Raw genomic sequence first — 23293 nt, forward strand, 5'->3', positions numbered from 1 at the left:
CTCGAAAGGACACCGCATGATCCGCCGTCGTCTTCTCCCGCTCGCGGGACTCACCGTGGGAGCCCTCGCGCTCGCCGCGTGCGCAGGGCCGTCCGTCGCACCCGGCGGCGCCGACGCCGCCGCCTCCGTCGAGGGCGCCGGTGGCGGCCCCGACTTCGCGGGCGTGGAGCCCGCCGACAGCATCACCTTCTGGTCGGCCAACCCGGGCAACTCGGGCGAGGTCACGCAGGAGATCATCGACGCGTTCACGGCCGAGACGGGCATCGAGGTCGAGCTGGTGCCGACCGCGAGCTACGAGGAGGTCGCGCAGAAGTTCCAGACCGCCCAGGCCGGCGGCGGGCTGCCCGACGTGGTCACCCTCTCGGACGTGTGGTGGTTCCGCTTCTACCTGAACGACCAGATCATCCCGCTCGGCAACGTGCTCGAGGCCGCGGACGTGGACACCGACGACTACCGTCCCGTCTTCTACGGCGACTACACCTACGACGGCGAGCAGTGGGGCGTGCCGTTCGCGCGCTCGACGCCGCTGTTCTACTACAACAAGCAGCTCTGGGAGGCCGCGGGCCTGCCCGACCGCGGTCCGGAGACGTGGGAGGAGCTGGCGGAGTGGGCGCCGAAGCTGGCCGAGGCGAACGGCGGCAAGCCGGCGTTCGAGTGGCCGGAGATCGCCGGCTACGCCGGCTGGGTCGCGCAGAACGTGCTGTGGGGCTACGGCGGATCGTGGTCGCTCGAGGACTCGTTCGAGCCGAACACCACGTCGGAGGAGTCGATCGCGGCGATGCAGTTCGTGCAGGACTCGGTCTACACCGACAAGTGGGCCGCGCAGGCCTCGACCGACTCGACGCTCTCGCTCGTCGCGGGCGCGTCGGCCGCCACGATCGCGTCGTCCGGCTCGGGCGTCGGCATCCTCAAGGCCCTCGCGGACGCGGGCGATCCGTTCGAGCTCGGTGCCGCGCCGCTGCCCGGCGGCCCGGTCGCCACGTCGGGCGTCGTCCCCACCGGCGGCACGGGCGTGTCGATCCCCGCGGGCATCGAGCCGGAGAAGCAGCTGGCCGCCGCGATGTTCATCGGCTTCCTCACCAACCCCGAGAACGCGGTCAAGTTCTCGGGCGCGACGGGGTACATCCCGGTGCGCAGCTCGGCCGACCCGAGCGCGCTCTACGCGGACAACCCGGCGCTCGAGGTGGCCGTCGGCCAGGCCGACGCGACCCGTTCGCAGGACTGGGCGCGCGTGTTCCTCCCGGGCGCCGACCAGGAGCTGAACGCCGCGTTCTCCGACATCGTCACGCAGCAGGCGGACGTGGCCGAGACGATGAGCACGCTCGGCGACACCCTCGAGAAGATCTACACCTCGCAGGTGGAGCCGAATCTGAAGTGACGGCGGTCTGACGGGCGGGGCCGGTGCGCGAGCGCCGGCCCCGCTTCGTCGCGTGCGGCGCGGCCGTGCCGATGGTGGCCCGCCGGGCCGCGGTGTGGAAGGTTGGAGCCATGGTCGGACGCATTCCCGTCATCGAGGTCCACCCCGTCGTGCACGGCGGAGAACGGCCGGCGAAGGCGACCGTGGGCGAGCCGCTCCCGATCCGCGCGACCGTCTTCCGCGAGGGGCACGATCAGCTCGGCACCGAGGCGGTGCTGATCGGCCCCGACGGCACCCGCCGCCCGCCGGTGCGGATGCGCGAGCTCGTCCCCGGCACCGATCGCTACGAGGCCTGGGTCACCCCCGACGCCGAGGGGGCGTGGGCCTTCGAGGTGCAGGCGTTCAGCGATCCGCTGCACACGTGGACGCACGACGCGGGCCTGAAGATCCCCGCGGGCGTCGACGTCGACCTCATGTTCCTCGAGGCGCGGCTGCTGCTGGAGCGGATCGCCGACGCGCACAGCCTGGCCGGCCCCCATCGCACCGCGCACGCCGCCGCGCTCGCCGCGGCGACCGATGCCTCGCGTCCGCCCGAGGCGCGGCTGGCGGTGCTCACCGGGCCTGAGACGCAGGAGCTGTTCGAGACGCACCCGCTGCGCGATCTGCTCACCGTCGCCGGCCCCTACCCGCTGTTCGCCGACCGCGCCCGCGCGCTCTTCGGATCCTGGTACGAATTCTTCCCCCGCTCGGAGGGCGCGAAGATCGACCGCAGGACCAAGAAGCTCGTCAGCGGCACGTTCCGCACCGCGGCCAAGAGCCTCGATCGCGTCGCCGCGATGGGCTTCGACGTGCTGTACCTGCCGCCGATCCACCCGATCGGCGAGGTGAATCGCAAGGGCCGGAACAACACGCTGGCCCCCGGGCCCGACGACCCGGGGTCGCCGTGGGCGATCGGATCCCGCCACGGCGGACACGACGCGATCCACCCCGACCTCGGCACGTTCGCCGACTTCGACGCCTTCGTGCGCCGGGCGAAGCGGCTCGGGATCGAGGTCGCGCTCGACCTCGCGCTGCAGGCCGCGCCCGATCACCCCTGGGTGAGCGAGCACCCGTCGTTCTTCCGGCACCGCGCCGACGGATCGATCGCCTACGCCGAGAACCCGCCGAAGAAATACCAGGACATCTACCCGATCTTCTTCGACGACGACCTCGAGGGCGTCCTCGCCGAGGTGGAGCGGGTGGTCCGGCTGTGGATGAGCCACGGCGTGCGCATCTTCCGCGTCGACAACCCGCACACCAAGCCCGTGGCGTTCTGGGAGCGGCTGCTCGGATCGATCCGCGAGACCGATCCCGACGTGATCTTCCTCAGCGAGGCGTTCACGCGGCCGGCGATGATGCGCACACTCGGCGCGATCGGCTTCCACCAGTCGTACACGTACTTCACGTGGCGCGTGGAGAAGGGCGAGATCGAGGACTACCTGCGCGAGGTGACGAGCGAGACCGATCACCTCATGCGGCCGAGCTTCTGGGTGAACACCCCCGACATCCTGCACGCGAGTCTGCAGTACGGCGGACCGGCCATGTTCGCCATCCGGGCCACGCTCGCGGCCATGGCCACGCCCACGTGGGGCATGTACGCCGGCTACGAGCTGTTCGAGCACGTGGCGCTGCGCCCGGGCAGCGAGGAGTACCTCGACAGCGAGAAGTACCAGATCCGCGTGCGCGACTGGACGGGCGCCGAGGAGAGCGGCAAGACCCTCGCCCCGTACATCGCGCGGCTCAACGAGCTGCGCCGCGCCCACCCGGCGCTGCAGCTCCTGCGCAACCTCGTGGTGCACCGCACCGACGACGATCACGTCCTCTGCTTCTCGAAGACCCACGGCGACGACACCGTGATCGTCGTCATCAACCTCGACCCGCACGGCGCGCGCGAGACGACCGTGCACCTCGATCTGGAGGCGGCGGGCCTGCCCGAGCGCTTCCTCGTACACGACGAGCTCACCGGCGCCGAGTGGGTCTGGGGCGAGCACGACTACGTGCGCCTGGAGCCGACCGGCGACGTGGCGCACATCCTGAGCGTGAGGGCGGTGCCGTGATGCCCGAGATCCTGCCCGTCGACACCGACGAGCTCGCCGCGATCGCCGCCGGGACGCACCGCGACCCGCACGCGGTGCTCGGCCCGCACCCGCACGGGGGCGACGTGACGGTGCGGGTGCTGCGGCCGCTGGCCAGCGGGGTCGCCGTCACCTACATCGCGCCGCCGAGCCGCCGGCACCCGGACGGGCGGCACCGCGTGGAGCTGGAGCACGAGCAGGACGGCATCTGGGTGGGGGTGCTCACCGGCGTGCCCGAGGGCGACGTGCCGGCGTACCGGATCGAGACCAGCTACGCCGACGGATCGACGCACGAGGCCGACGACCCGTACCGGTTCCTGCCCACCCTCGGCCCGCTCGATCTCCACCTGATCGGCGAGGGGCGGCACGAGCGGCTGTGGCAGGTGCTCGGCGCGCACGTGCACGAGTACGACGGGCTCGGCGCATGGCCGAACGTGCGGGGCACGGCGTTCGCGGTGTGGGCCCCGCGGGCGCGGGCCGTTCGCGTGAAGGCGGACTTCAACAACTGGGACGGCCGCGAGCACCCCATGCGGCAGCTGGGCACGAGCGGCGTCTGGGAGCTGTTCGTACCGGATGTGGGCAGCGGCACGCACTACAAGTACGACATCCTCGGCGCCGATGGGCGGTGGCGCCTCAAGGCCGATCCGATGGCCCAGTACGCCGAGGTGCCGCCGCTGACGGCCTCGGTGGTGCACGAGTCGCGGTACGCGTGGAACGACGCGGCCTGGCTCGAGCGGCGCGTCGCGAGCGCCGCGCGCGGGCACACCGATCAGCCGATGTCGATCTACGAGGTGCACCTGGCCTCGTGGCGCAAGGACCGCTCGTACGCGCAGCTGGCCGACGAGCTCGTCGCCTACGTGGCCGACCTGGGCTTCACGCACGTGGAGCTCATGCCCGTCATGCAGCACCCCTTCGGCGGGTCGTGGGGCTACCACGTGACCGGCTACTACGCGCCCGACAGCCGGTTCGGCGATCCCGACGGCCTGCGCCTGCTCATCGATCGCCTGCACCAGGCGGGCATCGGGGTGATCCTCGACTGGGTGCCGGGGCACTTCGCCACCGACGAGTGGGCGCTGGCCCGCTTCGACGGGCAGCCGCTGTACGAGGACCCCAACCCGCAGCGCGGCTGGCACAAGGAGTGGGGATCGCACATCTTCGACTTCGGCCACCGCGAGGTGCGCAACTTCCTCTACGCCAACGCCGTCTACTGGCTCGAGGAGTTCCACGCCGACGGCCTGCGGGTGGACGGCGTCGCCTCGATGCTCTACCTCGACTACGCCCGCGAGGCGGGGGAGTGGTCGCCGAACGTGCACGGCGGGCGCGAGAACCTCGAGGCCGTGGCGTTCCTGCAGGAGATGAACGCGACCGTGTACCGCCGCGTGCCCGGCGTCGTGACGATCGCCGAGGAGTCGACGGCCTGGCCGGGCGTGACCCGGCCCACCTCGGAGGGCGGGCTCGGCTTCGGGTTCAAGTGGAACATGGGCTGGATGCACGACACGCTCGGCTACGTCTCGCGCGACCCCGTGCACCGCTCGCACCACCACCACGACATGACGTTCTCGCTCACCTACGCCTGGAGCGAGAACTACGTCCTCCCGCTGTCGCACGACGAGGTGGTCCACGGCAAGGGGTCGCTGCTGCGCAAGGTGCCGGGCGATCGCTGGCGGCAGCTGGCCACCCTGCGCGCCTACCTCGCCTTCATGTGGGCGCACCCCGGCAAGCAGCTGCTGTTCATGGGCGGCGAGCTCGGCCAGGAGTCCGAGTGGGCGGAGTCGCGCGAGCTGGACTGGTGGCTGCTCGACCTGCCCGATCACCGGGGCGTGCAGCAGGCGGTGCGCGACCTCAACGCGCGCTACCGCGAGACGCCGGCGCTGTGGGCGCGCGACGCCTCCCCCGAGGGCTTCGCGTGGATCGAGGCCGACGACGCGGCGGCCAACGTGCTCGCCTTCGCGCGACGATCGCCCGACGGATCCCTGCTGGTGTGCGCGAGCAACTTCTCGGCCATGCCGCACGAGCGCTACGTGCTGCGCTTCCCGGCCGCGGGCGCGTGGGACGAGATCCTCAACACCGACGCCGCCGAGTACGGCGGGTCGGGCGTCGGCAACCTCGGGCGCATCGAGGTGCCCGAGGGCCTCGCGACCGCCGTCGCGCTGCCGCCGCTCGGCACGGTCTGGTTCCGCCTCGCCGGGTGACGGCGGGTCGCTGCCGTTCGGGGCCGAGCGGGTTCCGCCTCGCCGGGTCATGCGCAAGGTGGCGCAGCGGGCACGACGAAACGCCGGCCCCAGGGGACCGGCGTCACGTCGCGCGTGGTGGCTTAGGAGCGCGTACCGCTTCGGCGCCCCGTGATGAGGCCCCAGATCAGCAGCACGACGATGGCGCCACCGATCGCAAGCAGCCAGCTCTCCAGGCTCCAGAACTCCTCGAGTCCGACGCCGAAGATCGCGGTGCCGATCCAGCCGCCGACGACCGCGCCGACGACACCGAGAAGCAGCGTGGCGAGCCATCCGCCGCCCTGCTCGCCCGGCAGGATCGCCTTCGCAATAGCTCCAGCGATGAGGCCGAGGATGATGAAAGCGATGAAGCCCATGGTCAGCTCCTTTCGTGCGGGCCCGTTGCCCGATGCCCCCACGCTAGGGACGCCGCCGGAGCCAGACGAGAGGCTTGACAAACGCCTCGCGGCTCGGGATCAGGCCGGATCCAGGCGCAGCACGTTCGACTCGCCCACGGTGAGGTCGTCGTCGAGTCGCAGCGAGCGGGCGAGCTCGTCGATCGCGCCGAGCACGGTGCCGAAGCGCTCGCGGTCGGGGCTCATCGCGGTGAGCGTGACGAGGTGCGATCCCGTGTCCCACGTGTAGGTCGCCGTGGGCGGGGCGTTCTCGCCGCGCGGCAGATCGATGACGAGGCGCTCGCCCGTGCCGAGATGCGGGCTGTGGAACGCCTCGGTGTCGTCGAACTCCATCGGCATCATGGCCCGCGCCGCCCGCAGGTGCGGGGTCAGCTCCTGCAGCTGCGCCGTCGCGATGAGCAGCTCCGGGTCGTCGCGCCAGACCCACGCGAGCACGCGGCCGTCCATGCGCTTCATGATCATCGGCACGAACTGGCTCATGAGCCACGGAGCCATCCGGCCGCTCGGGGTCTCGAGCCCCATCTGGCGGCGCGACGAGTCCAGCAGCATCCGGATCGCCGCCTTGCGGTGACGCCGCCCGCGCAGTCCCAGGCTGCCGGTGACGGGCACCCAGAGCCGCTCGTCGGCGGTGGCGGTCAGGCGGGGCATGGCTCCAGCGTACGGCGCGGCGCTGAGAGGCGGCCCGCCGTCCCGGCTGTCGTCCATCTCGCCCCGATACCCTGTGCGACGTGACCAACGCCCTCGCCCGAGCCGAGTCGCTCATCGCCGTGACCCCCGACTACCCGGAACCCGGCGTGCTGTTCCGCGACATCTCGCCGCTCCTCGCCGACGGGCCCGCGCTGCGCGCCGTCGCCGACGAGCTCATCCGCCCGTTCGACGGGGCGTTCGACATCGTCGGCGGCATCGAGGCGCGCGGGTTTCTGCTCGCCGGCTACGTGTCGGCGCTCACCGGCGTGGGCATGCTGCCCATCCGCAAGGCCGGCAAGCTGCCGCGCCCGGCCGCCGCGGTCTCGTACGCGCTCGAGTACGGCACGGCCACCATCGAGGGCCCCGACGTGCTCGCCCCGGGCCAGCGCGTGCTGCTGCTCGACGACGTGCTCGCCACGGGCGGCACGCTCACCGCGGCGCAGGAGCTGGTGCGCGAGCTCGGCGCCGTCGTGGCCGGCTCGGCGGTGATCCTCGAGCTCGAGGGCCTGCGCGGCCGCGAGCACGCCGGCGACGTGCACACCGTCTTCACCGCGTAGACCGCAGACACAAAACGGGCCCGGACACCGCGCGGTGTCCGGGCCCGTTCGCGTCCGGTCAGACGCCGAGCGCGGCGCGGATCGGGTCGAGCGTGAAGTACACGACGAACAGCGCCGAGGCGAGCCACATCAGCCAGTGGATCTCGCGCGCCTTGCCCTGGGCGAGCTTGACGATCACGTAGGCGATGAAGCCGGCGCCGATGCCGTCCGAGATCGAGTAGGTGAACGGCATGATCGCGATCGTCAGGAACGCCGGGATCGCGACCTCCATCTTCGTCCAGTCGATGCCGGAGATCTGAGTCATCATGAGGAACCCGACGAGCACGAGCGCGGGGGCCGCGGCCTCGTAGGGCACCAGCGCCACGAGCGGCGACAGGAACGTGGCCAGCAGGAAGGCGATGCCCGTCACCACGGACGCCAGGCCCGTGCGCGCGCCGTCGCCGACGCCCGAGGTCGACTCGACGTACGAGGTGTTCGACGACACCGACCCCACGCCACCGGCGACCGCGGCGAGCGAGTCGACGATGAGGATGCGGCGGGTCTGCGGCGGGTTGCCCTTCTCGTCGAGCAGCTTCGCCTCGGCGCCGACGGCGACCATCGTGCCCATCGTGTCGAAGAAGTCGGCCAGCAGCAGCGTGAAGATCAGCAGCACGGCGGTGACGATGCCGATCCGATCCCACGAGGTGAGGATGTTGAACTGACCCAGCAGCGAGAAGTCGGGGGCGCTCACGACGCCCGTGAACCGCGGCGCCGAGTTCCAGCCGCCGGGGTTGTCCTCGCTCGCGGCGCCGATGCGCAGCGTGGCCTCGAGGATCACGGCCAGGACGGTGGCCACGAGGATCGCGATGAGCATGGCGCCGCGCACCTTGCGCACCCACAGCACGATGGCCAGCACGAGGCCGACGACGAAGACGAGGATCGGCCAGGTGCCGAGGTTGCCCAGGGCCAGGATCGTCGATCCGGTCTCGACGAAGCCGGCGTTGGTGAGGCCGATGAGCGTGATGAACAGGCCGATGCCCACGCCGATCGCGACCTTCAGCTCGCGCGGCACGGCGTTGAACACCGCCTCGCGGAACCCGGTCAGCACGAGCAGCAGGATGATGAGGCCCTCGATGACCACGAGGCCCATCGCGTCGGCCCACGTCACGCCCGGCAGGCCGGCGATCGAGAACGCGACGACGGCGTTGAGGCCGAGACCGGCGGCCAGCGCCATGGGGTAGTTGGCGACGACGCCCATGAGGATCGTCATGATGCCGGCGATCAGCGCCGTGGCAGACGCGATCATCTGCACGTTGGGCGCATCACCGCCGCCGAGGAAGCTGCCGGTGCCGTCGGGCACCGTGCCGATGATCAGCGGGTTCAGGATCACGATGTAGCACATCGCGAAGAAGGTCACCAGGCCGCCGCGCACCTCGGTGCCGATGGTGGAGCCGCGCTCGGTGATCTTGAAGAAACGGTCGATCGCGCCGCCCCGTCCGGGGGCGCGCGTCACCGTGGAGGTCTCGTTCGCCATGAGAGAAATTCTTTCATGCCCGTATTGCCTCCTCGTTTCCGGGCAGGTAGAGGGAGGCGTCGCCGGCGTCAGGCGGGGTGCACGATGAGCCAGCGGGCGACGACCGGCTCGGTGCCCGTGTTGTGCAGGCGGTGCGGCCGGCTGCACGGGTACGTCACGGAGTCGCCGGCGCGCAGCACGACGATCTCGTCGTCGAAGTCGATCGTGAGCTCGCCCGACAGGACGTGCCCGACCTCGTAGCCCTCGTGCCGGAAGAGCCCGTCCTTCGTCGCGGTGCTTCCCGGCGGATACACCGACTCGAAGTAGTCCACGCCCGGCGTCTCGGCTGGCGACAGTCGGCGGAACACGACGCCGCTTCCCAGCTCGACATAGTCGACATCGGCGGCGCGCTCGATCGCGACGTCGGACGGCTCGTCCGGGCGCGCGGTGAGGACGGCCGACATCGGCACGCCGAGCGCGTCGGTGATCGTGATCAGGCGGGACACGCTCGGCTGCATGACGCCGCGCTCGATCTGCGAGACCGCGCTCGTCGAGACGCCGATGCGACGGGCGAGCGCGGCCGCCGACAGCCCCGCCCGCAGGCGCACCTCGCGGAGGCGTCGTCCGACATGCATCGGGGCGTCGGAAGGGGCGGGCACAGGGGGATCGTAACCGGCCCCGGCCGCCGGAGACGGTTTTACATCGCCGCAACACACGCGACACAGGAACGGGAGCGTGAAGCGATAGCTTCACACCCCAGGTGAAGTGATCGCTTCACACGGCGCATCGTCCGGGGCACCTGACCGGAGCTCCACTCCGACACCCCACACCTCTTCGAAAGGTGCACTCGTGCCACACAACGGATCTTCCCTCAGCTCACCGCTCACCAAGCCGCAGGACGTCATCGAGGCCGCCGGTTTCCCCGCCGGGTCGGGCAACGTGCGCCCCGGCTACGACCGTCGCCTGGCGAACGAGGATCTCGCCCCGCTGCGCAAGCAGAAGTGGTCGGCGTACAACATCTTCGCGTTCTGGATGAGCGACGTGCACTCCGTCGGCGGATACGTCACCGCCGGATCGCTCTTCGCCCTCGGCATCGCCAGCTGGCAGGTGCTCATCGCCCTCGTCGTCGGCATCGTCATCGTCCAGTGCTTCGCGAACCTCGTCGCCAAGCCGTCGCAGCGGACGGGCGTCCCGTACCCCGTCGTCAACCGCTTCATCTTCGGCGTCAAGGGCGCGAACATCCCCGCGGTCATCCGCGGCGTCATCGCGATCGCCTGGTACGGCGTGCAGACGTTCCTCGCCGCGGAGTCGCTCAACATCGTCATCCTCAAGTTCATCCCGGGCTCGGCCGCGCTCGTCGAGCCGAGCTTCCTGGGCCTGAACGCCCTGGGCTGGATCTCCTACGCGATCCTGTGGGTGGCGCAGGCGGCGGTGTTCTGGAACGGGATGGAGGCCATCCGCCGGTTCATCGACTGGGCGGGCCCCGCGGTGTACGTGGTGATGATCATCCTCGCGGTCTATCTCGTCTCGCGGGCGGGATGGGAGAACATCAGCTTCAGCCTCTCCTCGGGGGAGCCCCTCGGCTTCGTGGAGTCCCTTCCGGTGATGCTGACCGCGATCGCCATCGTGGTGTCGTACTTCTCGGGCCCCATGCTGAACTTCGGCGACTTCGCCCGCTACGGCAAGAGCTTCACGGCGGTCAAGCGCGGCAACTTCTGGGGCCTGCCGATCAACTTCCTCTTCTTCTCGATCCTCACGGTCCTCACGGCGTCGGCGACCGTGCCGGTGTTCGGCGAGCTCATCACCGATCCGATCCACACGGTCGAGCGCATCGACCACTGGTTCGCGATCCTGCTCGGTGGCCTGACCTTCGTCACGGCCACGGTCGGCATCAACATCGTCGCGAACTTCATCTCGCCGGCGTTCGACTTCTCGAACGTCGCGCCCCACCGCATCTCGTGGCGCGCCGGCGGAATGATCGCGGCCGTGGGGTCGGTCATCCTCACGCCGTGGAACTGGTACAACAACGACGAGGCGATCCACTACACCCTCGGCATCCTGTCGGCCCTCATCGGCCCGCTCTTCGGCGTGCTCATCGCCGGGTACTACGTCGTGGCGCGGCAGCGCATCAAGGTCGACGACATGTACACGATGTCCGAGAACGGTGCCTATTGGTACCGCAAGGGCTACAACGTCAACGCCCTCGCCGCGGTGCTCGGCGCCGGCGTGCCGACGATCCTCACCGCGATCGTGCCGAAGTCGCTCGTCTTCGCGGGCGTCGCCCCGGCCGGCGCCGGCGCGATCAGCGATTTCAGCTGGTTCATCGGCTGCGGGCTGGGCTTCGCGATCTTCACGATCCTCGAGCGGGTCCGCCCCCGCGTCCCGCGGCTGGAGGGCGAGGGCGGCGTCTCGGACGGCACCGTCGCGGAGCCCGTCGAGGGGTATCCCGACACCGCCACCGCCGCGATCGCGGTGACCGAGGCGGCGCGGATCGTCGCGCAGCCCGCATCCGAAGAGACGACGACGACGAAGGCCTGACGTGCGCATCACCCTGATCAACCCCAACACCTCGCGGGCGATGACCGAGAAAGTCGCGGTCGCCGCCCGCGAGGTGGCGGCTCCCGATGTCGAGATCCTCGCCGTGTGCCCCGCACCCGGCGAGGGCCCCGACGCGATCGAGAGCCACTACGACGAGGTCCGCGCGAGCGCCGCGATCCTCGACCTCGTCTCGCGTGACCTCGCCGCGGGCGGATCGGACGCCTACGTCATCGCCTGCTTCGGCGACCCGGGCGTCGACGCGGTGCGCGAGCTCGTCGACGTACCGGTCGTCGGCATCGCCGAGGCGGCCATGCACGTCGCGTCGATGGCGGGGCGCACCTTCGGCATCGTCACCACGCTCTCGCGAACGCTCGGCCGGGCCGAGGACCTCGTGCTCCGTCACGGCTTCGAGCGCGCCTGTGTGTCGGCGTGCGGCACGGGCATCCCCGTGCTCGCGCTCGAACGGGAGGATCCCGCGGCGATCGAGCGCATCGCCGGATGGTGCGAGCGCGTGGTTCGGGAGGACGGGGCGGATGCCGTGGTGCTCGGCTGCGCCGGGATGGCCGACCTGTGCCGCGAGCTGTCGGAGCGCGTCGGGGTGCCCGTCGTCGACGGCGTTGCCGCCGGTGTCGGCCTCGTGCAGGCCATGGTCCGCATGGGTGTGGGCACGAGCAAGCGCGACGAGTACGCGCGGCCGCCGCGGCTCGCGCCGGAACACCGCGCCGCGGGCGACGACACATCGGCGACACACGAGCCCGTTAGCCTGACCGCGTGAACCGCGCGCTCCCGTCCTCCGTCGCCGCGCGCCGGGTGTTCCTCGACGGAGGCTTCCGTGCCGCCACCGTGCGCATCGCGAACGGCGTCGTCGCGGCCGTCGACGCATTCGACGCCAGGGCCGACGTCGTCGTCGACGACGGACACGTGCTGCTGCCGGGTCTCGTCGACTCCCACGTGCACTTCAACGAGCCCGGCCGCACGGGCTGGGAGGGCTTCGCCACGGGAACGGCGGCCGCGGCCGCCGGCGGGGTCACGACCGTCGTCGAGATGCCGCTGAACTCCATCCCGGTCACGACGACGCCCGCGGCGCTCGCGGCGAAGCGCGAGGCGGCCGCGGGTCAGCTGGCCGTCGACATCGCGTACTGGGGCGGCGCCGTCCCCGAGAACCTCGGCTCGCTCGACACCCTGCTGGACGCGGGCGTCGTGGGGGTGAAGTGCTTCCTCGCGCCGAGCGGCATCGACGAGTTCGGCCACCTCGATGCCGACCAGCTGGAGCGCGCCCTCGCGGAGCTGGCCGCGCATGACGGGCTCCTCATCGCTCACGCCGAGCTGCAGGAGCACCTGGGCGACGCGCACGGTCCGGTCTTCACCGACTTCGTGGCCTCGCGACCGCCCGCCGCCGAGGTCGAGGCGATCCGTCGCGTGATCGACGCGGCGCGCCGGACCGATGCGCGGGCGCACATCGTGCACGTGGCCGCGGCCGGGGCCCTCGATCTCGTGCGGGCGGCGAAGGCGGAGGGCGTCCGGCTCACGATCGAGACCTGCCCGCACTACCTCACGCTGCGCGCGGAGGAGGTGCCCGACGGGCAGGGGAGGTTCAAGTGCTGCCCGCCGATCCGCGACGGCGCGAACCAGGACCTGCTGTGGGAGGGCGTGCTGGACGGCACGATCGACGCCATCGTCAGCGACCACTCACCGGCCACCGCGGAGCTCAAGGACAACGCCGACCTCGGCGCGGCGTGGGGCGGGATCTCCGGCGTCCAGACCGGTCTGCGCGCCGTCTGGACCGAGGCGCGGCGACGCGGGATCGCTCTGGAGCGCATCGTGCCGCTGTTCACGACCGGACCGGCCGGCCTGGTGCGACTCGACCGCGGCAGCATCGCCACCGGCGCCCCCGCCCACCTCGCGGTCTTCGACCCCGAGGCCGAGCGCACCCTCACGGTGGACGAGCTCGCCTATCGGAACCGGATGTCGCCCTGGGTGGGGCGGCGCCTGCGGGGCGCCGTCGTCGAGACCTATCTTCGCGGTGAGCGGATCTATACGCAGGGGGCGGGGCTCCTCTCCCGGAACGGACGCGAGGTGCTGGTGTGACACGCGACGACACGATGACGCGCAACCGATTCGGCACGGGGCCGGCGCCCGACTTCGCGGCGCTGCCGATCCTGCAGCCGGGGGTTTTCCCACCCGGAGCCGAGCCCGCGGAAGGCGTGGCGTACCTCCCCGCGAGCCCCGAGACGGTGCTCTGGGGACGCCTGCCGGGACGCCGCGATGCGCCGGTGCTGACGATCGCCTCGGGCGACACGGTCGTGATCGACACCGTCAGTCACGAGGGGATCCTCCCGGACCAGGGGCAGGACCCGGCGGCCTTCTTCGCCCAGCACGGCGTCGCTGCCGAGGCGGTGCTCGACGACGCGATCGCGATCGCCTCCCGCGCGCCGCGCGACGCGGTGGCGGACGGGCCCCACGTGATCACGGGCCCGATCCGCGTCGAGGGCGCGCGCCCGGGCGACGTGCTGCGCATCGGCATCGAGCGCCTCGAGCCCCGGGTGCCGTACGGCGTGATCAGCAACCGGCACGGCAGGGGAGCCCTGCCCGCCGTGCTGCCGAGAGACGGGCAGACGGTCAGTGTGTTCGCGCCGGTCGAGGAGCGTGCGGGCGCGCTGTGCGGCACCCTGCCGCGCACGGAGGGCGGCACGCGCGACGTCGCGTTCCCGCTGGCGCCATTCCTCGGCACGATCGGCGTCGCCCCCGACAGCGACGAGCGGCCCCACTCGGTGCCCCCGTCCGACTTCGGCGGGAACATCGACATCCGGCTCCTCGTCGAGGGCACCTCGCTCTACCTGCCCGTGCAGGTCGACGGCGCCCTCGCGTACGTCGGCGACCCCCACTTCGCGCAGGGCGACGGCGAGGTGGCGCTCACCGCGCTTGAGGCGTCGCTGCGCGCCACCCTGACGTTCGAGGTCGTCCCGGCCGACGTCGCGCGCCGGGAGTTCGGTGCTCTTGCCGGGCCGCTCGTGCGCACCCCGGACTACCTCGTGCCGACGGGGCTCGACCCCGACCTCGGAGAGGCGATGCGCAAGGCGGTCCGCGCGGCGCTCGATCTGATCCGGGCACGGTGGGGGATGGACGAGCATCTTGCCTACGCGTACCTCTCGGCGGCAGCCGACTTCGACATCTCGCAGGTGGTCGATGTGGTGTGCGGTGTCCACGCGCGCATCCGGGAGGCCGACTTCCCCGCTCTCGCGGTCGCGGGCGGAGCCGGCGCATGACCGCGCGCGAGATCCCCGGTGCGGCCGATGTGCCGGCGGACCTGCTCGAGGCGCTCTTCGCCTACGAGGCCGCGATCCTCGCCGACGACCTCGACGAGCTCGATCGCTGGTTCCTCGACTCCCCGGCGACGTTGCGCGGCGACGACGCCGGCCTGCTCGTCGGCCACGACGCGATCAGCGCGTTCCGCGGCCTGCGCGGGGGAGTGGCCGACCGCGTGATCGAGCGGATCGAGTATCGCCCCCTCGGCGACGGCATCGCCCTCGTGGTGTCGGTCTCGCGCTTCACCATCGGCGGGCGCGGGTTGCAGACGCAGGTGTGGCAGCGGACCGCGGACGGCTGGCGCATCACCGCCGCACACGTCTCGGGGCGGCCGCAGCCGTTCAACCGCGCGATGTGGCGCACGGTGGGCGATCCCCTGTTCCAGGGCGCATGGCAGGGGCCCCTCGCGGGGCTCACGGTCGCCGTGAAGGACCTCTTCGCGATCAAGGGCTACCGGATCGGCGCGGGCAACCCGACGTATGTCGACAGCGTGGCTCCCGAGCCGCGCACCGCGCCGGCCGTCGCCGATCTGCTGCGGGGCGGGGCGTCGCTGCGCGGCATAGCGCGCACCGACGAGTTCGCGTACTCGATCGCCGGAGACAACGCCCACTACGGCACGCCGCCCAACGGCGCACTGCCCGGCGCGCTGCCCGGAGGCTCGTCGTCGGGACCGGCGAGCGCGGTGGCGACGGGGCAGGCCGACATCGGGCTCGCCACCGACACCGCGGGCTCGATCCGCGTGCCCGCGTCGTATCAGGGGCTGTGGGGACTGCGCACGACGCACAACCTCGTGCCGCGCGCGGGGCTGCTTCCGCTGGCCCAGTCGTTCGACACGATCGGCTGGATCACCCGCGACGGCGAGACGCTGCAGCGCGTGGCCGAGTGGTGCCTGTCGTACGACGGTTCGGCGTCCACCGAGCGCGTGTTCGGCGCGTCGAGCGGAGATCTGCCGTGGGAGTTCCGCGTGCCGACCGAGGTGCTCGACGCCGTCGAGCCGGACACGCGCGCGGCGTTCGAGGAGTTCCTCGACACCCTGGGGGCGCCCGTGCAGCGTGTCCCGATCGGCGCGCTCGTCGGCTACCAGGAGCCCTTCCGCGTGGTGCAGGCCGCGGAGGCCTGGCGCAACAACGGGGACTGGATCCGCGAGCACCCCGATGCGCTCGGTCCCGCGGTCGCCGCGCGGTTCCGCGACGCGGCCCGGGTGACGGCCGACGACGAGCGCGCCGCCCGGGCGGCCCTCGAACCGCTCAAGGCCCGGCTCGACGACATCCTCGGCGGGGCGCAGCTCATCCTGCCGACGGTGCCGGGCCCCGCCCCGATGCGCACATCCGACGGCGCGCAGGTCGATGCCACCCGCGCGGCCACCCTGCGCATGACCACGCCCGCCGCCGTCGCCGGGGTGCCGGCCGTGTCGATCCCGCTGCTCACCGTGCCCTCGCCGCTCGGTCCTGCGCCCGTGGGCGTGTGCGTGATCGCCCGCGCCGAGACCGACATCGCGCTCGTCCGGCAGGCCCGCCGGATCGCCTCGCTCATCTGATCCGCCCGAGGAAGAACCATGACCCGCCCCACCCCGCTCGATCCCCCCGCCCGCCTGCTCATGGGGCCCGGCCCCATCTCCGCGTACCCGCGCGTGCTGCGCGCCATGTCGGCACCGCTCGTGGGCCAGTACGACCCGTTCATGACCGGCGCGATGGGCGAGGTGCAGGAGCTGTATCGCGAGGTGTGGGCGACGCGCAACGAGCAGACGTTCGTCATCGACGGCACGTCGCGGGCGGGGATCGAGGCGGCGCTGGTCTCGCTCATCCGGCCCGGCGATCGCGTGCTCGTTCCCGTGTTCGGGCGGTTCGGCCACCTTCTCGCCGAGATCGCGGAGCGCGCGCTCGCCGAGGTCCACACGATCGAGGTCGAGTGGGGTCAGGTCGTGCCGGTGTCGATGATCGAGGAGGCGATCGTCCGCGTGAGGCCGACGCTCCTCGCGCTCGTGCAGGGCGACACGTCGACGACGATGAACCAGCCGCTCGACGAGATCGGCGCGCTGTGCGAGAAGCACGGCGTGCTGTTCTACTGCGACGCCACCGCGTCGCTCGGCGGCAACGACTTCGAGGCCGACCGCTGGGGTCTCGACGCCGCGACCGCGGGGCTGCAGAAGTGCCTCGGCGGCCCGAGCGGCTCGAGCCCCATCACGCTGTCGGATCGCGCCGTCGAGGTGATCCGTTCGCGCGCCCGCGTCGAGGCCGGGATCAGAGAGGCGGGCGACGAGAGCGCCGCGGACTTCATCCGCAGCAACTACTTCGACCTCGGCATGATCATCGACTACTGGGGGCCGCGGCGCCTCAACCACCACACGGAGGCCACGAGCATGCTCTACGCCGCCCGCGAGTGCGCCGCCGTGCTGCTCTCCGAGGGCCGCGCGAACGTCATCGCGCGGCACCGCCTCGCCGGCGACGCGATGCTCGCGGGCGTGCGGGGCCTCGGACTGACGGTGTTCGGCGACGTGGCGCACAAGATGAACAACGTCGTCGCCGTCGAGATCCCCGATGGGGTTCCCGGGGACGCCGCGCGTCAGGCGATGCTCGAGGACTTCGGCATCGAGATCGGCACGTCGTTCGGTCCGCTGCACGGCCGCGTCTGGCGCATCGGCACCATGGGCTACAACGCCCGCAAGGATGCCGTGCTGACCACGCTCGCCGCCCTCGAGCAGGTGCTGCGCCGCCACATCCCGGTGCCCGCCGGCGGCGGCGTCGACGCCGCCCTCGACGTGTACCGCGTGTCCGCATGACCGACGCGCGGCTCGCCGGGATCGCCCCGGAGGTCTTCGCCGCGGCGGCCCGCCGGGTGATGGCGCGGTGCGACGAGCTCGCCCGCGTCACGGCCGACGACGGTGCGATCACCCGCGTGTACCTCTCGCCCGAGCACGCGCGCGTCAACCGCCTCGCCGCAGAGTGGATGCGCGAGGTCGGCATGACGACGCGCCAGGACCCGGCGGGCAACCAGCTCGGCCGCCTCGCCGCGGCCGACCCGGACGCCCCGGCGCTGATGCTCGGCTCTCACCTCGACACCGTGATCGACGCGGGCCGCTTCGACGGCATCATCGGCGTGCTCATGGCTATCGAGGTCGTGCGCGTGCTGCGGGTGCCCGGCGCCGTCGACGGATCGTGGCGCAGCCCGTTCCCCTTCGCGATCGAGGTCGCCGCGTTCAGCGATGAGGAGGGCACGCGCTTCGGCAAGGCCCTGCTCGGCTCGTCCGCCGTGGCCGGCGCGTGGGACGACGACTGGTGGGCCCTCACCGACTCCGACGGCATCACCCTGCGCGAGGCCTACCGCGAGTTCGGGCTCGACCCCGGCCGCATCGGCGAGGCGGCGCGCACGGGCGACCAGCTCGTCGGCTATCTCGAGGCGCACATCGAGCAGGGGCCCGAGCTCGACCGGCGCGGCGAGGCGCTCGCCGTGGTGTCGTCGATCGCGTCGGCGCGGCGCTTCCAGCTCACGGTCGAGGGCGAGGCGCGCCACGCGGGCGGCACGCCCTACGACATGCGGCGCGACGCGCTGCTCGGCGCCTCGGAGGCGGCGCTCGCCGTGGAGCGGATCTGCGCCGCCGAGCACCACATCATCGGCACGGTGGGTCGGCTCGAGGCGTTCCCGGGCGCCGTCAACGTCGTCCCCGGCGAGGCGCGCTTCAGCCTCGACCTGCGCGGCGAGTTCGACGAGGCCCGGGACCGCGTGTGGCAGTCGCTCTCGCGCGAGCTGGACGAGATCATGGGCCGCCGCGGCCTCCGCTGGAGCGCCCGGGAGATGCACTCGGCACCGGCGCTGTTCTGCGATCCACTGCTGCAGGACGTCGTACGCGCCGGCATCGGATCGACCCTCGGCTCCCGGCCGGCGGAGCCGATCACGCTCTTCAGCCCCGCGGGCCACGACGGCATGACGATCGGCTCGGTCGCGCCGGTGGGGATGCTCTTCCTGCGCAATCCCGACGGCATCAGCCACCACCCCGACGAGGCGGTGAGCGTGGCGGACGTCGCCGTCGGCCTGCGTGCGTTCGCCGAGGCGGTGGCGCATCTCGGCGCCGAGCCGGCGCGCTGAGGGCGGGGGAGGCCTCCGCCGAAGCGGTGCCCATCGGTCGCGACAGGCGTAGGCTGTCAGATATCGGTTCCATTCGAATGAATGCGTCGCGATCCCTGCGTCGCAGCCGGGTGGAGCACTGGCAGAGGAGTGATCGAATGGCATTGCGAAGGCAAGGTCGCGATCGTCACGGGCGGCGGTTCGGGCATCGGTGAGGCCACCGCGAAGGAGCTCGCCGCGCTCGGTGTGAAGGTGATCGTCACCGACATCAAGCTGGAGGCCGCGCAGCGCGTGGTCGACGAGATCGCCGCCGCGGGCGGCGAGGCCGCGGCATTCCAGGGCAACACCGCCGTCGCCGAGGACAGCAAGAAGGCCGTCGACTTCGCGGTCGAGACCTACGGCAAGCTCAACTACGCCTTCAACAACGCCGGCATCGGCGGCCCCAGCGCGCCCACCGGCGAGATGGACCTGGGCGGCTGGGACACGGTCGTCGGCATCAACCTCAACGGTGTCGCCTACGGTCTGCGCTACCAGATCCCGGCGATCCTCGAGGCCGGCGCGGGCGAGGGCGCGATCGTCAACATGGCCTCGATCCACGGCACCGTCGCGGCGCTCGGCAGCTCGGCCTACACCGCCACCAAGCACGCGGTGGTCGGTCTCACCAAGAACGCGGCCGCGGAGTACGGCGCCGCGGGCCTGCGGATCAACGCCGTCGGCCCCGGCTACATCGACACCCCGTTGCTCGCCGGCGCCCCGGCCGAGATCAAGGAGGGCCTCGTCGCGAAGCACCCGCTCGGTCGCCTGGGCCGCCCGGAGGAGATCGCCAAGGTCGTCCGCTTCCTGCTGTCGGACGACGCCTCGTTCGTCACGGGCGCGTACTACCTGGTCGACGGCGGCTACACCACCGTCTGATCGCCCCGCTCGTCGGCCCCCGCCCCGGTTCGCCGGGCGGGGGCCGACGTCGTTCACACGCCGAGACAGCACGTGTGCGCCGAGACAGCATGCAGCGCCGGCTGTCTCGGCGCAGCGATGCAGTCTCGCGGTGAGGAGAGCGGGTGATGCGTGCGGGCGGCGTTCAGACGCGGACCTGGCGCGTGAGGCGATCGTTGATCTGCCGCGAGATGCCGACGAGGATCGCGTCGGCGCCGAGGGCGGCGGGACTGATGTCGAGGTCGCGGGTCATGAGCGGGTGCGCGCCCTCATACACCTGGCTGCGGAACGCGGAGACGAAGGGCTCGAGCGTGGACAGCGCGCCGCCGAGGTAGATCGCCCCGGGGTTGAAGAAGTTCACCACGGCGCACAGCACCTCGCCGAGATGACGACCGGCGGCGCGGGTGAGGATCATCGCCGTCGGATCGGCGTCGCGTACGAGACGGATGACATCGGGGGTGCTCGTGACGTCGTAGCCCTCGGCGCGCAGCAGCCGCACGAGGGCGGCGCCCGACGCCACGGTCTCGAGGCACCCGCGGTTGCCGCACGAGCAGGGGAGATCGCCCGCGGCCGAGACACGCGTGTGCGTGATGTCGCCGGCGGCGCCCGACGAGCCGCGGTACACGGCCCCATCGATGACGATGCCCGCGCCGATCGCCGTGCCCACCTTGGGGGCGTTCGGCGTGACGATCGCGGGCACGCTGGATCCGGGCACGGGCGTCGTCGGGCGCAGCACCAACCTGCCGTGGCTCGACGGCACGGCGCCCGCCGAGACCCTGTCACGTGCGCTGGGCATACCCGGCGTCGCGGTGCAGGACGGCGAGGCCGCGGCGCTCGCGGAGGCGCGTGTCGGCGCGGGCCGGGGCGCGGGCGACGTGTTCGTGATCGCCCTCGGCACGGGCATCGCGGGGGCACACGTCGTGAACGGCGCCGTGCACCGTGGCGCGCACGGCGCGGCCGGCGAAATCGGCCACCTGCGTGCGACCGACGCGGACCACGCCTGCTCGTGCGGCGGCCGCGGCTGCCTCGAGACCGTCATCGGCGGATCGCAGCTCGGCGTCCGGTGGCGCGAGCGCGGGGGAGAGGGCGGCACGGCGCGCGACGTCGTCGCGGCCGCCGGCGCGGGGGACGCCGCGGCGATCGCGACCCTCGACGCCGCGGCCCGGGGCTTCGGCCGCGCGCTGCTCGCCCTGTCGGCGCTCGTCGATCCGGCGCTCGTGGTGGTCGGCGGCGGCGTCGCACGATCGCCGGAGTGGACGGTCGAGCCCGCCCTCCGGCATGCGCGCGCCGAGTCGACGTTCCACACCCTGCCCCCGGTCCTCCCGGCCGCGCTCGGCGTGTGGGCGGGCGCGCACGGCGCGGCGCTCGCGGCGGCGGCCTGACGCCCGGCCGCGGGCCCGGCGTCCCGGTCGGGGCCCGGGGCGTCTCCCGCGAGACTGCAGCCCTGCGCCGAGACAGCGTGCAGTGCCGGCAGTCTCGGCGCAGGCGTGCAGTCTCGCGGTCAGGGGGCCCGCTCAGGTGCGGATGACGACGTTGATCGGGTCCTCGCCGCGCACCATCCGCTCGGCCTGCGTCGCGACGAGGCGGGCGATCCGGGGCCGCATGGCCTCGCTCAGCCCGCCGACGTGCGGCGTGATGAAGACGTTGGGCAGCGACCACAGCGGGTGGTCGGCGGGCAGGGGCTCGGGATCGAACACGTCGCTCGCCACGCGCAGCCGCCCGCGCTGCACGTGCTCGACGAGCGCTGCGGTGTCGACGGTCGGGCCGCGGCCGACATTCACGACGAGGGCGCCGTCCGGAAGCGCCGAGAGCACGGCGTCGTCGATGAGGTGGTGGGTCTGCTCGCCCCCGGGGAGCACGTTGATGAGGATGTCGGCGGTCGGGGCGAGGTCCGGCAGCTCCTCGATGCCGTGCACGTGGCGGCCGTCCTCGTCCCGCGCGGTCGAGGCCACCGGGACGATCTCGACCTCGAACGGCTCCAGGCGAGCCGCGATGGCCTTGCCGACGCCGCCGTACCCGAGCAGCACGACCCGGCGATCGGCGAGCCCCGGGGTGACCGACTTGGTCCACACGGCGCGATCCTGGTTGCGCACGACGTCGACGAGTCCGCGCTGGGCCACGAGGATCAGCGCCAGGGTCAGCTCGCTCGTCGCCGTCTCGTGCACGCCCGAGGCGTTGGCGTAGACGAGCCCGGCCGGCAGGGTGTCGGCGACGCCGTCGTACCCGATCGCCTGCCCCTGCACGAGGCGGGGCATCAGGGCCGTGAGCGCCCGCAGCGTGGCGCCCTGCTTCATGTACGGCGGCACGACGATGTCGATCGGCCCCTCGGGCGTCGACGCCTCGTCCTTCCACAGCACGACCTCGACGCCGAGGGAAGGATCCAGCAGCGCCCGCACGTCGTCGGCGAGCTGTTCGGTCGGGACGGAGACGGTGAGAGCGGTCACCCGATCCACGCTACCGCGACCGCACGCCTCGGCAGACCGGGCGTCAGGCCGCGGCGGCGACGGTGGCGGCGATGGCGCTGCGGAAGAAGGCCAGGCCGTCCACGCCCGAGCGCATGGCGGCCGGGGTGCCGGGGCCGAAGCCGGGCTCGACCGCGTGCTCCGGGTGCGGCATGAGGCCCACGACGTTGCCGGCCTCGTTGCTCACGCCCGCGATGTCGTTGAGCGAGCCGTTGGGGTTCACGCCGAGGTAGCGGAACACCACCCGGCCGTCGCCCTCGATGCGCTTGAGGGTCTCCTCGTCGGCGATGTAGCCGCCGTCGGCGTTCTTGAGGGGGATGACGATCTCCTGGCCCGCGGCGAACTCGCTCGTCCAGGCGGTGGACGCGTTCTCCACGCGCAGGCGCTGATCGCGGCGGATGAACTGCTGATGCGCGTTGCGGATCAGGCCGCCGGGCAGCAGGTGCGCCTCGACGAGCATCTGGAAGCCGTTGCAGATGCCCAGCACCGGCATGCCCTTGGCGGCGGCGTCCTTGACCTCGGCCATGATCGGCGCGTGCGCGGCGATCGCCCCGGCGCGCAGGTAGTCGCCGTACGAGAAGCCGCCGGGCAGGATCACGGCGTCGACGCCCTCGAGGTCGTGCGAGCCGTGCCACAGGGCGACGGGCTCGGCGCCGGCGATGCGGATCGCGCGGCGGGCATCGCCGTCGTCGAGCGATCCCGGGAAGGTGATGACGCCGATGCGTGCGGTCATCGGTCCGCGACCTCCACGCTGACGACGTCCTCGATCACCGAGTTGGAGAGGATCTCGTCGGCGATCTGGCGTGCCTCGGCGAGCACCGCGTCGGTGACCTCGCCCTCGACGGTCAGCTCGATGCGCTTGCCGATCCGGACGTTCTGGAACGCGCCGTGGCCCAGGCGCGCGAGCGATCCGGTGACCGCCTTGCCCTGCGGGTCCAGCAGCTCGGCCTTGGGCATGACGTCGACGACGATGGTGGGCATGTGTGAGCCTTCGGATCGCGCGGGCAGGGTTTCCCCATGATTCTAGGCGACCAGCCGGGGTTGCCGATCACGGCGTTCGCGCGCAGATCTGCGATCCGGCGCATCGCACGGCGCGAGATCTACGCTGCTGTGCAGATCTGCGCCACAACGCCGGGGCCGTTTCGAGCCGGGTGGTCTTGAC

Annotated in this window: 21 protein-coding genes; 13 read left to right on the forward strand and 8 right to left on the reverse strand. The window is 72.2% G+C overall.

Annotated features, from left to right (window positions below; genetic code table 11):
- Nucleotides 1-16 precede the first annotated feature (16 nt).
- From E3O41_RS01260 to glgB, 3 genes are all read left to right on the forward strand, one after another.
- Nucleotides 17-1378 (forward strand): ABC transporter substrate-binding protein, encoded by a 1362-nt coding sequence (locus E3O41_RS01260; RefSeq protein WP_135011838.1) that lies wholly within the window; start codon nt 17-19, stop codon nt 1376-1378.
- Between the two features lie 110 nt (nt 1379-1488).
- Nucleotides 1489-3453 (forward strand): alpha-1,4-glucan--maltose-1-phosphate maltosyltransferase, encoded by a 1965-nt coding sequence (locus E3O41_RS01265; protein WP_067026777.1) that lies wholly within the window; start codon nt 1489-1491, stop codon nt 3451-3453.
- On the forward strand, nt 3450-5663 hold the full coding sequence (gene glgB, locus E3O41_RS01270; RefSeq protein WP_244927255.1) for a 1,4-alpha-glucan branching protein GlgB: 2214 nt from the start codon (nt 3450-3452) through the stop codon (nt 5661-5663). The genes E3O41_RS01265 and glgB overlap by 4 nt, the downstream gene beginning before the upstream one ends.
- Before the next feature lie 122 nt (nt 5664-5785).
- Here glgB and E3O41_RS01275 read toward each other — a convergent pair whose 3' ends face one another.
- Together E3O41_RS01275 and E3O41_RS01280 are read right to left on the reverse strand one after the other, a co-directional pair.
- A complete protein-coding gene (locus tag E3O41_RS01275) occupies nt 5786-6058 on the reverse strand; it encodes a GlsB/YeaQ/YmgE family stress response membrane protein (RefSeq protein ID WP_067026571.1) in 273 nt (90 codons plus the stop codon).
- 99 nt (nt 6059-6157) lie between these two features.
- Entirely contained in the window at nt 6158-6745 is a 588-nt protein-coding gene (locus tag E3O41_RS01280; RefSeq protein ID WP_135011840.1) for a hypothetical protein, read from the reverse strand.
- Nucleotides 6746-6825: 80 nt separating this feature from the next.
- On the opposite strand from E3O41_RS01280, the gene E3O41_RS01285 reads away from it, so the two are divergent.
- Nucleotides 6826-7341 (forward strand): adenine phosphoribosyltransferase, encoded by a 516-nt coding sequence (locus tag E3O41_RS01285; protein ID WP_135011842.1) that lies wholly within the window; start codon nt 6826-6828, stop codon nt 7339-7341.
- A gap of 58 nt (nt 7342-7399) precedes the next feature.
- Here the strand turns inward: E3O41_RS01285 and E3O41_RS01290 are convergent, their stop codons facing one another.
- Together E3O41_RS01290 and E3O41_RS01295 are read right to left on the reverse strand one after the other, a co-directional pair.
- Nucleotides 7400-8854: an NCS2 family permease gene (locus E3O41_RS01290; RefSeq protein ID WP_135011844.1), complete on the reverse strand. Its 1455-nt coding sequence runs from the start codon at nt 8852-8854 to the stop codon at nt 7400-7402.
- 68 nt (nt 8855-8922) lie between these two features.
- On the reverse strand, nt 8923-9492 hold the full coding sequence (locus E3O41_RS01295; RefSeq protein WP_240482402.1) for a cupin domain-containing protein: 570 nt from the start codon (nt 9490-9492) through the stop codon (nt 8923-8925).
- A 190-nt stretch (nt 9493-9682) separates the two neighbouring features.
- Between E3O41_RS01295 and E3O41_RS01300 the strand changes: the two genes are divergently transcribed.
- From E3O41_RS01300 to E3O41_RS01335, 8 genes are all read left to right on the forward strand, one after another.
- Nucleotides 9683-11371, forward strand: a complete 1689-nt coding sequence (locus E3O41_RS01300; RefSeq protein ID WP_099566303.1) for an NCS1 family nucleobase:cation symporter-1 — start codon at nt 9683-9685, stop codon at nt 11369-11371.
- A gap of 1 nt (nt 11372) precedes the next feature.
- Nucleotides 11373-12146 carry an aspartate/glutamate racemase family protein gene (locus E3O41_RS01305; RefSeq protein ID WP_135011846.1) on the forward strand — a complete coding sequence of 258 codons (774 nt, stop codon included), beginning with the start codon at nt 11373-11375 and terminating at the stop codon, nt 12144-12146.
- Complete coding sequence (gene allB, locus E3O41_RS01310) at nt 12143-13459, forward strand: allantoinase AllB (protein ID WP_135011848.1); 1317 nt, start codon at nt 12143-12145, stop codon at nt 13457-13459. Before E3O41_RS01305 ends, allB begins: the two co-directional genes overlap by 4 nt.
- Nucleotides 13456-14637, forward strand: a complete 1182-nt coding sequence (locus E3O41_RS01315) for an acetamidase/formamidase family protein (RefSeq protein WP_240482403.1) — start codon at nt 13456-13458, stop codon at nt 14635-14637. Before allB ends, E3O41_RS01315 begins: the two co-directional genes overlap by 4 nt.
- Nucleotides 14634-16214, forward strand: a complete 1581-nt coding sequence (locus tag E3O41_RS01320; RefSeq protein ID WP_067026583.1) for an AtzH-like domain-containing protein — start codon at nt 14634-14636, stop codon at nt 16212-16214. Before E3O41_RS01315 ends, E3O41_RS01320 begins: the two co-directional genes overlap by 4 nt.
- 18 nt (nt 16215-16232) lie before the next feature.
- Nucleotides 16233-17456: a pyridoxal-phosphate-dependent aminotransferase family protein gene (locus E3O41_RS01325; RefSeq protein ID WP_135011850.1), complete on the forward strand. Its 1224-nt coding sequence runs from the start codon at nt 16233-16235 to the stop codon at nt 17454-17456.
- Complete coding sequence (locus E3O41_RS01330; RefSeq protein WP_135011852.1) at nt 17453-18760, forward strand: allantoate amidohydrolase; 1308 nt, start codon at nt 17453-17455, stop codon at nt 18758-18760. The genes E3O41_RS01325 and E3O41_RS01330 overlap by 4 nt, the downstream gene beginning before the upstream one ends.
- Before the next feature lie 129 nt (nt 18761-18889).
- The gene (locus E3O41_RS01335; RefSeq protein ID WP_240482404.1) at nt 18890-19651 is read left to right on the forward strand and encodes an SDR family NAD(P)-dependent oxidoreductase; all 762 of its coding nucleotides are present in this window, start codon (nt 18890-18892) and stop codon (nt 19649-19651) included.
- A gap of 163 nt (nt 19652-19814) precedes the next feature.
- On the opposite strand, the gene E3O41_RS14365 is transcribed toward E3O41_RS01335, so the two are convergent.
- Entirely contained in the window at nt 19815-20369 is a 555-nt protein-coding gene (locus E3O41_RS14365; RefSeq protein ID WP_240482405.1) for an ROK family protein, read from the reverse strand.
- Here E3O41_RS14365 and E3O41_RS14370 point away from each other — a divergent pair.
- Nucleotides 20353-21051 (forward strand): ROK family protein, encoded by a 699-nt coding sequence (locus E3O41_RS14370; RefSeq protein WP_240482408.1) that lies wholly within the window; start codon nt 20353-20355, stop codon nt 21049-21051. The two genes, E3O41_RS14365 and E3O41_RS14370, sit on opposite strands and share 17 nt — an antisense overlap.
- Nucleotides 21052-21183: 132 nt before the next feature.
- Here the strand turns inward: E3O41_RS14370 and E3O41_RS01350 are convergent, their stop codons facing one another.
- Genes E3O41_RS01350 through purS form a run of 3 tightly spaced genes read right to left on the reverse strand, consistent with a single transcriptional unit; the run spans nt 21184 to nt 23112 of the window.
- Complete coding sequence (locus E3O41_RS01350) at nt 21184-22113, reverse strand: 2-hydroxyacid dehydrogenase (protein WP_067026594.1); 930 nt, start codon at nt 22111-22113, stop codon at nt 21184-21186.
- Between the two features lie 43 nt (nt 22114-22156).
- Nucleotides 22157-22864, reverse strand: coding sequence for a phosphoribosylformylglycinamidine synthase subunit PurQ (gene purQ / locus E3O41_RS01355; RefSeq protein ID WP_135011855.1), 708 nt, complete (start codon nt 22862-22864; stop codon nt 22157-22159).
- Nucleotides 22861-23112, reverse strand: coding sequence for a phosphoribosylformylglycinamidine synthase subunit PurS (gene purS / locus E3O41_RS01360; protein ID WP_067026598.1), 252 nt, complete (start codon nt 23110-23112; stop codon nt 22861-22863). The genes purQ and purS overlap by 4 nt, the downstream gene beginning before the upstream one ends.
- Nucleotides 23113-23293: the final 181 nt, after the last annotated feature.

It is taken from the genome of Microbacterium sediminis, assembly GCF_004564075.1.
GTDB lineage: Bacteria > Actinomycetota > Actinomycetes > Actinomycetales > Microbacteriaceae > Microbacterium > Microbacterium sediminis.

Coding starts and splice junctions, on each gene's coding strand:
- E3O41_RS01260 (WP_135011838.1), top strand. CDS start 17: ATGATCCGCCGTCGTCTTCTCCCGCTCGCGGGACTCACCGTGGGAGCC.
- E3O41_RS01265 (WP_067026777.1), top strand. CDS start 1,489: ATGGTCGGACGCATTCCCGTCATCGAGGTCCACCCCGTCGTGCACGGC.
- E3O41_RS01275 (WP_067026571.1), bottom strand. CDS start 6,058: ATGGGCTTCATCGCTTTCATCATCCTCGGCCTCATCGCTGGAGCTATT.
- E3O41_RS01280 (WP_135011840.1), bottom strand. CDS start 6,745: ATGCCCCGCCTGACCGCCACCGCCGACGAGCGGCTCTGGGTGCCCGTC.
- E3O41_RS01290 (WP_135011844.1), bottom strand. CDS start 8,854: ATGGCGAACGAGACCTCCACGGTGACGCGCGCCCCCGGACGGGGCGGC.
- E3O41_RS01320 (WP_067026583.1), top strand. CDS start 14,634: ATGACCGCGCGCGAGATCCCCGGTGCGGCCGATGTGCCGGCGGACCTG.
- E3O41_RS01325 (WP_135011850.1), top strand. CDS start 16,233: ATGACCCGCCCCACCCCGCTCGATCCCCCCGCCCGCCTGCTCATGGGG.
- E3O41_RS01330 (WP_135011852.1), top strand. CDS start 17,453: ATGACCGACGCGCGGCTCGCCGGGATCGCCCCGGAGGTCTTCGCCGCG.
- purQ (WP_135011855.1), bottom strand. CDS start 22,864: ATGACCGCACGCATCGGCGTCATCACCTTCCCGGGATCGCTCGACGAC.
- purS (WP_067026598.1), bottom strand. CDS start 23,112: ATGCCCACCATCGTCGTCGACGTCATGCCCAAGGCCGAGCTGCTGGAC.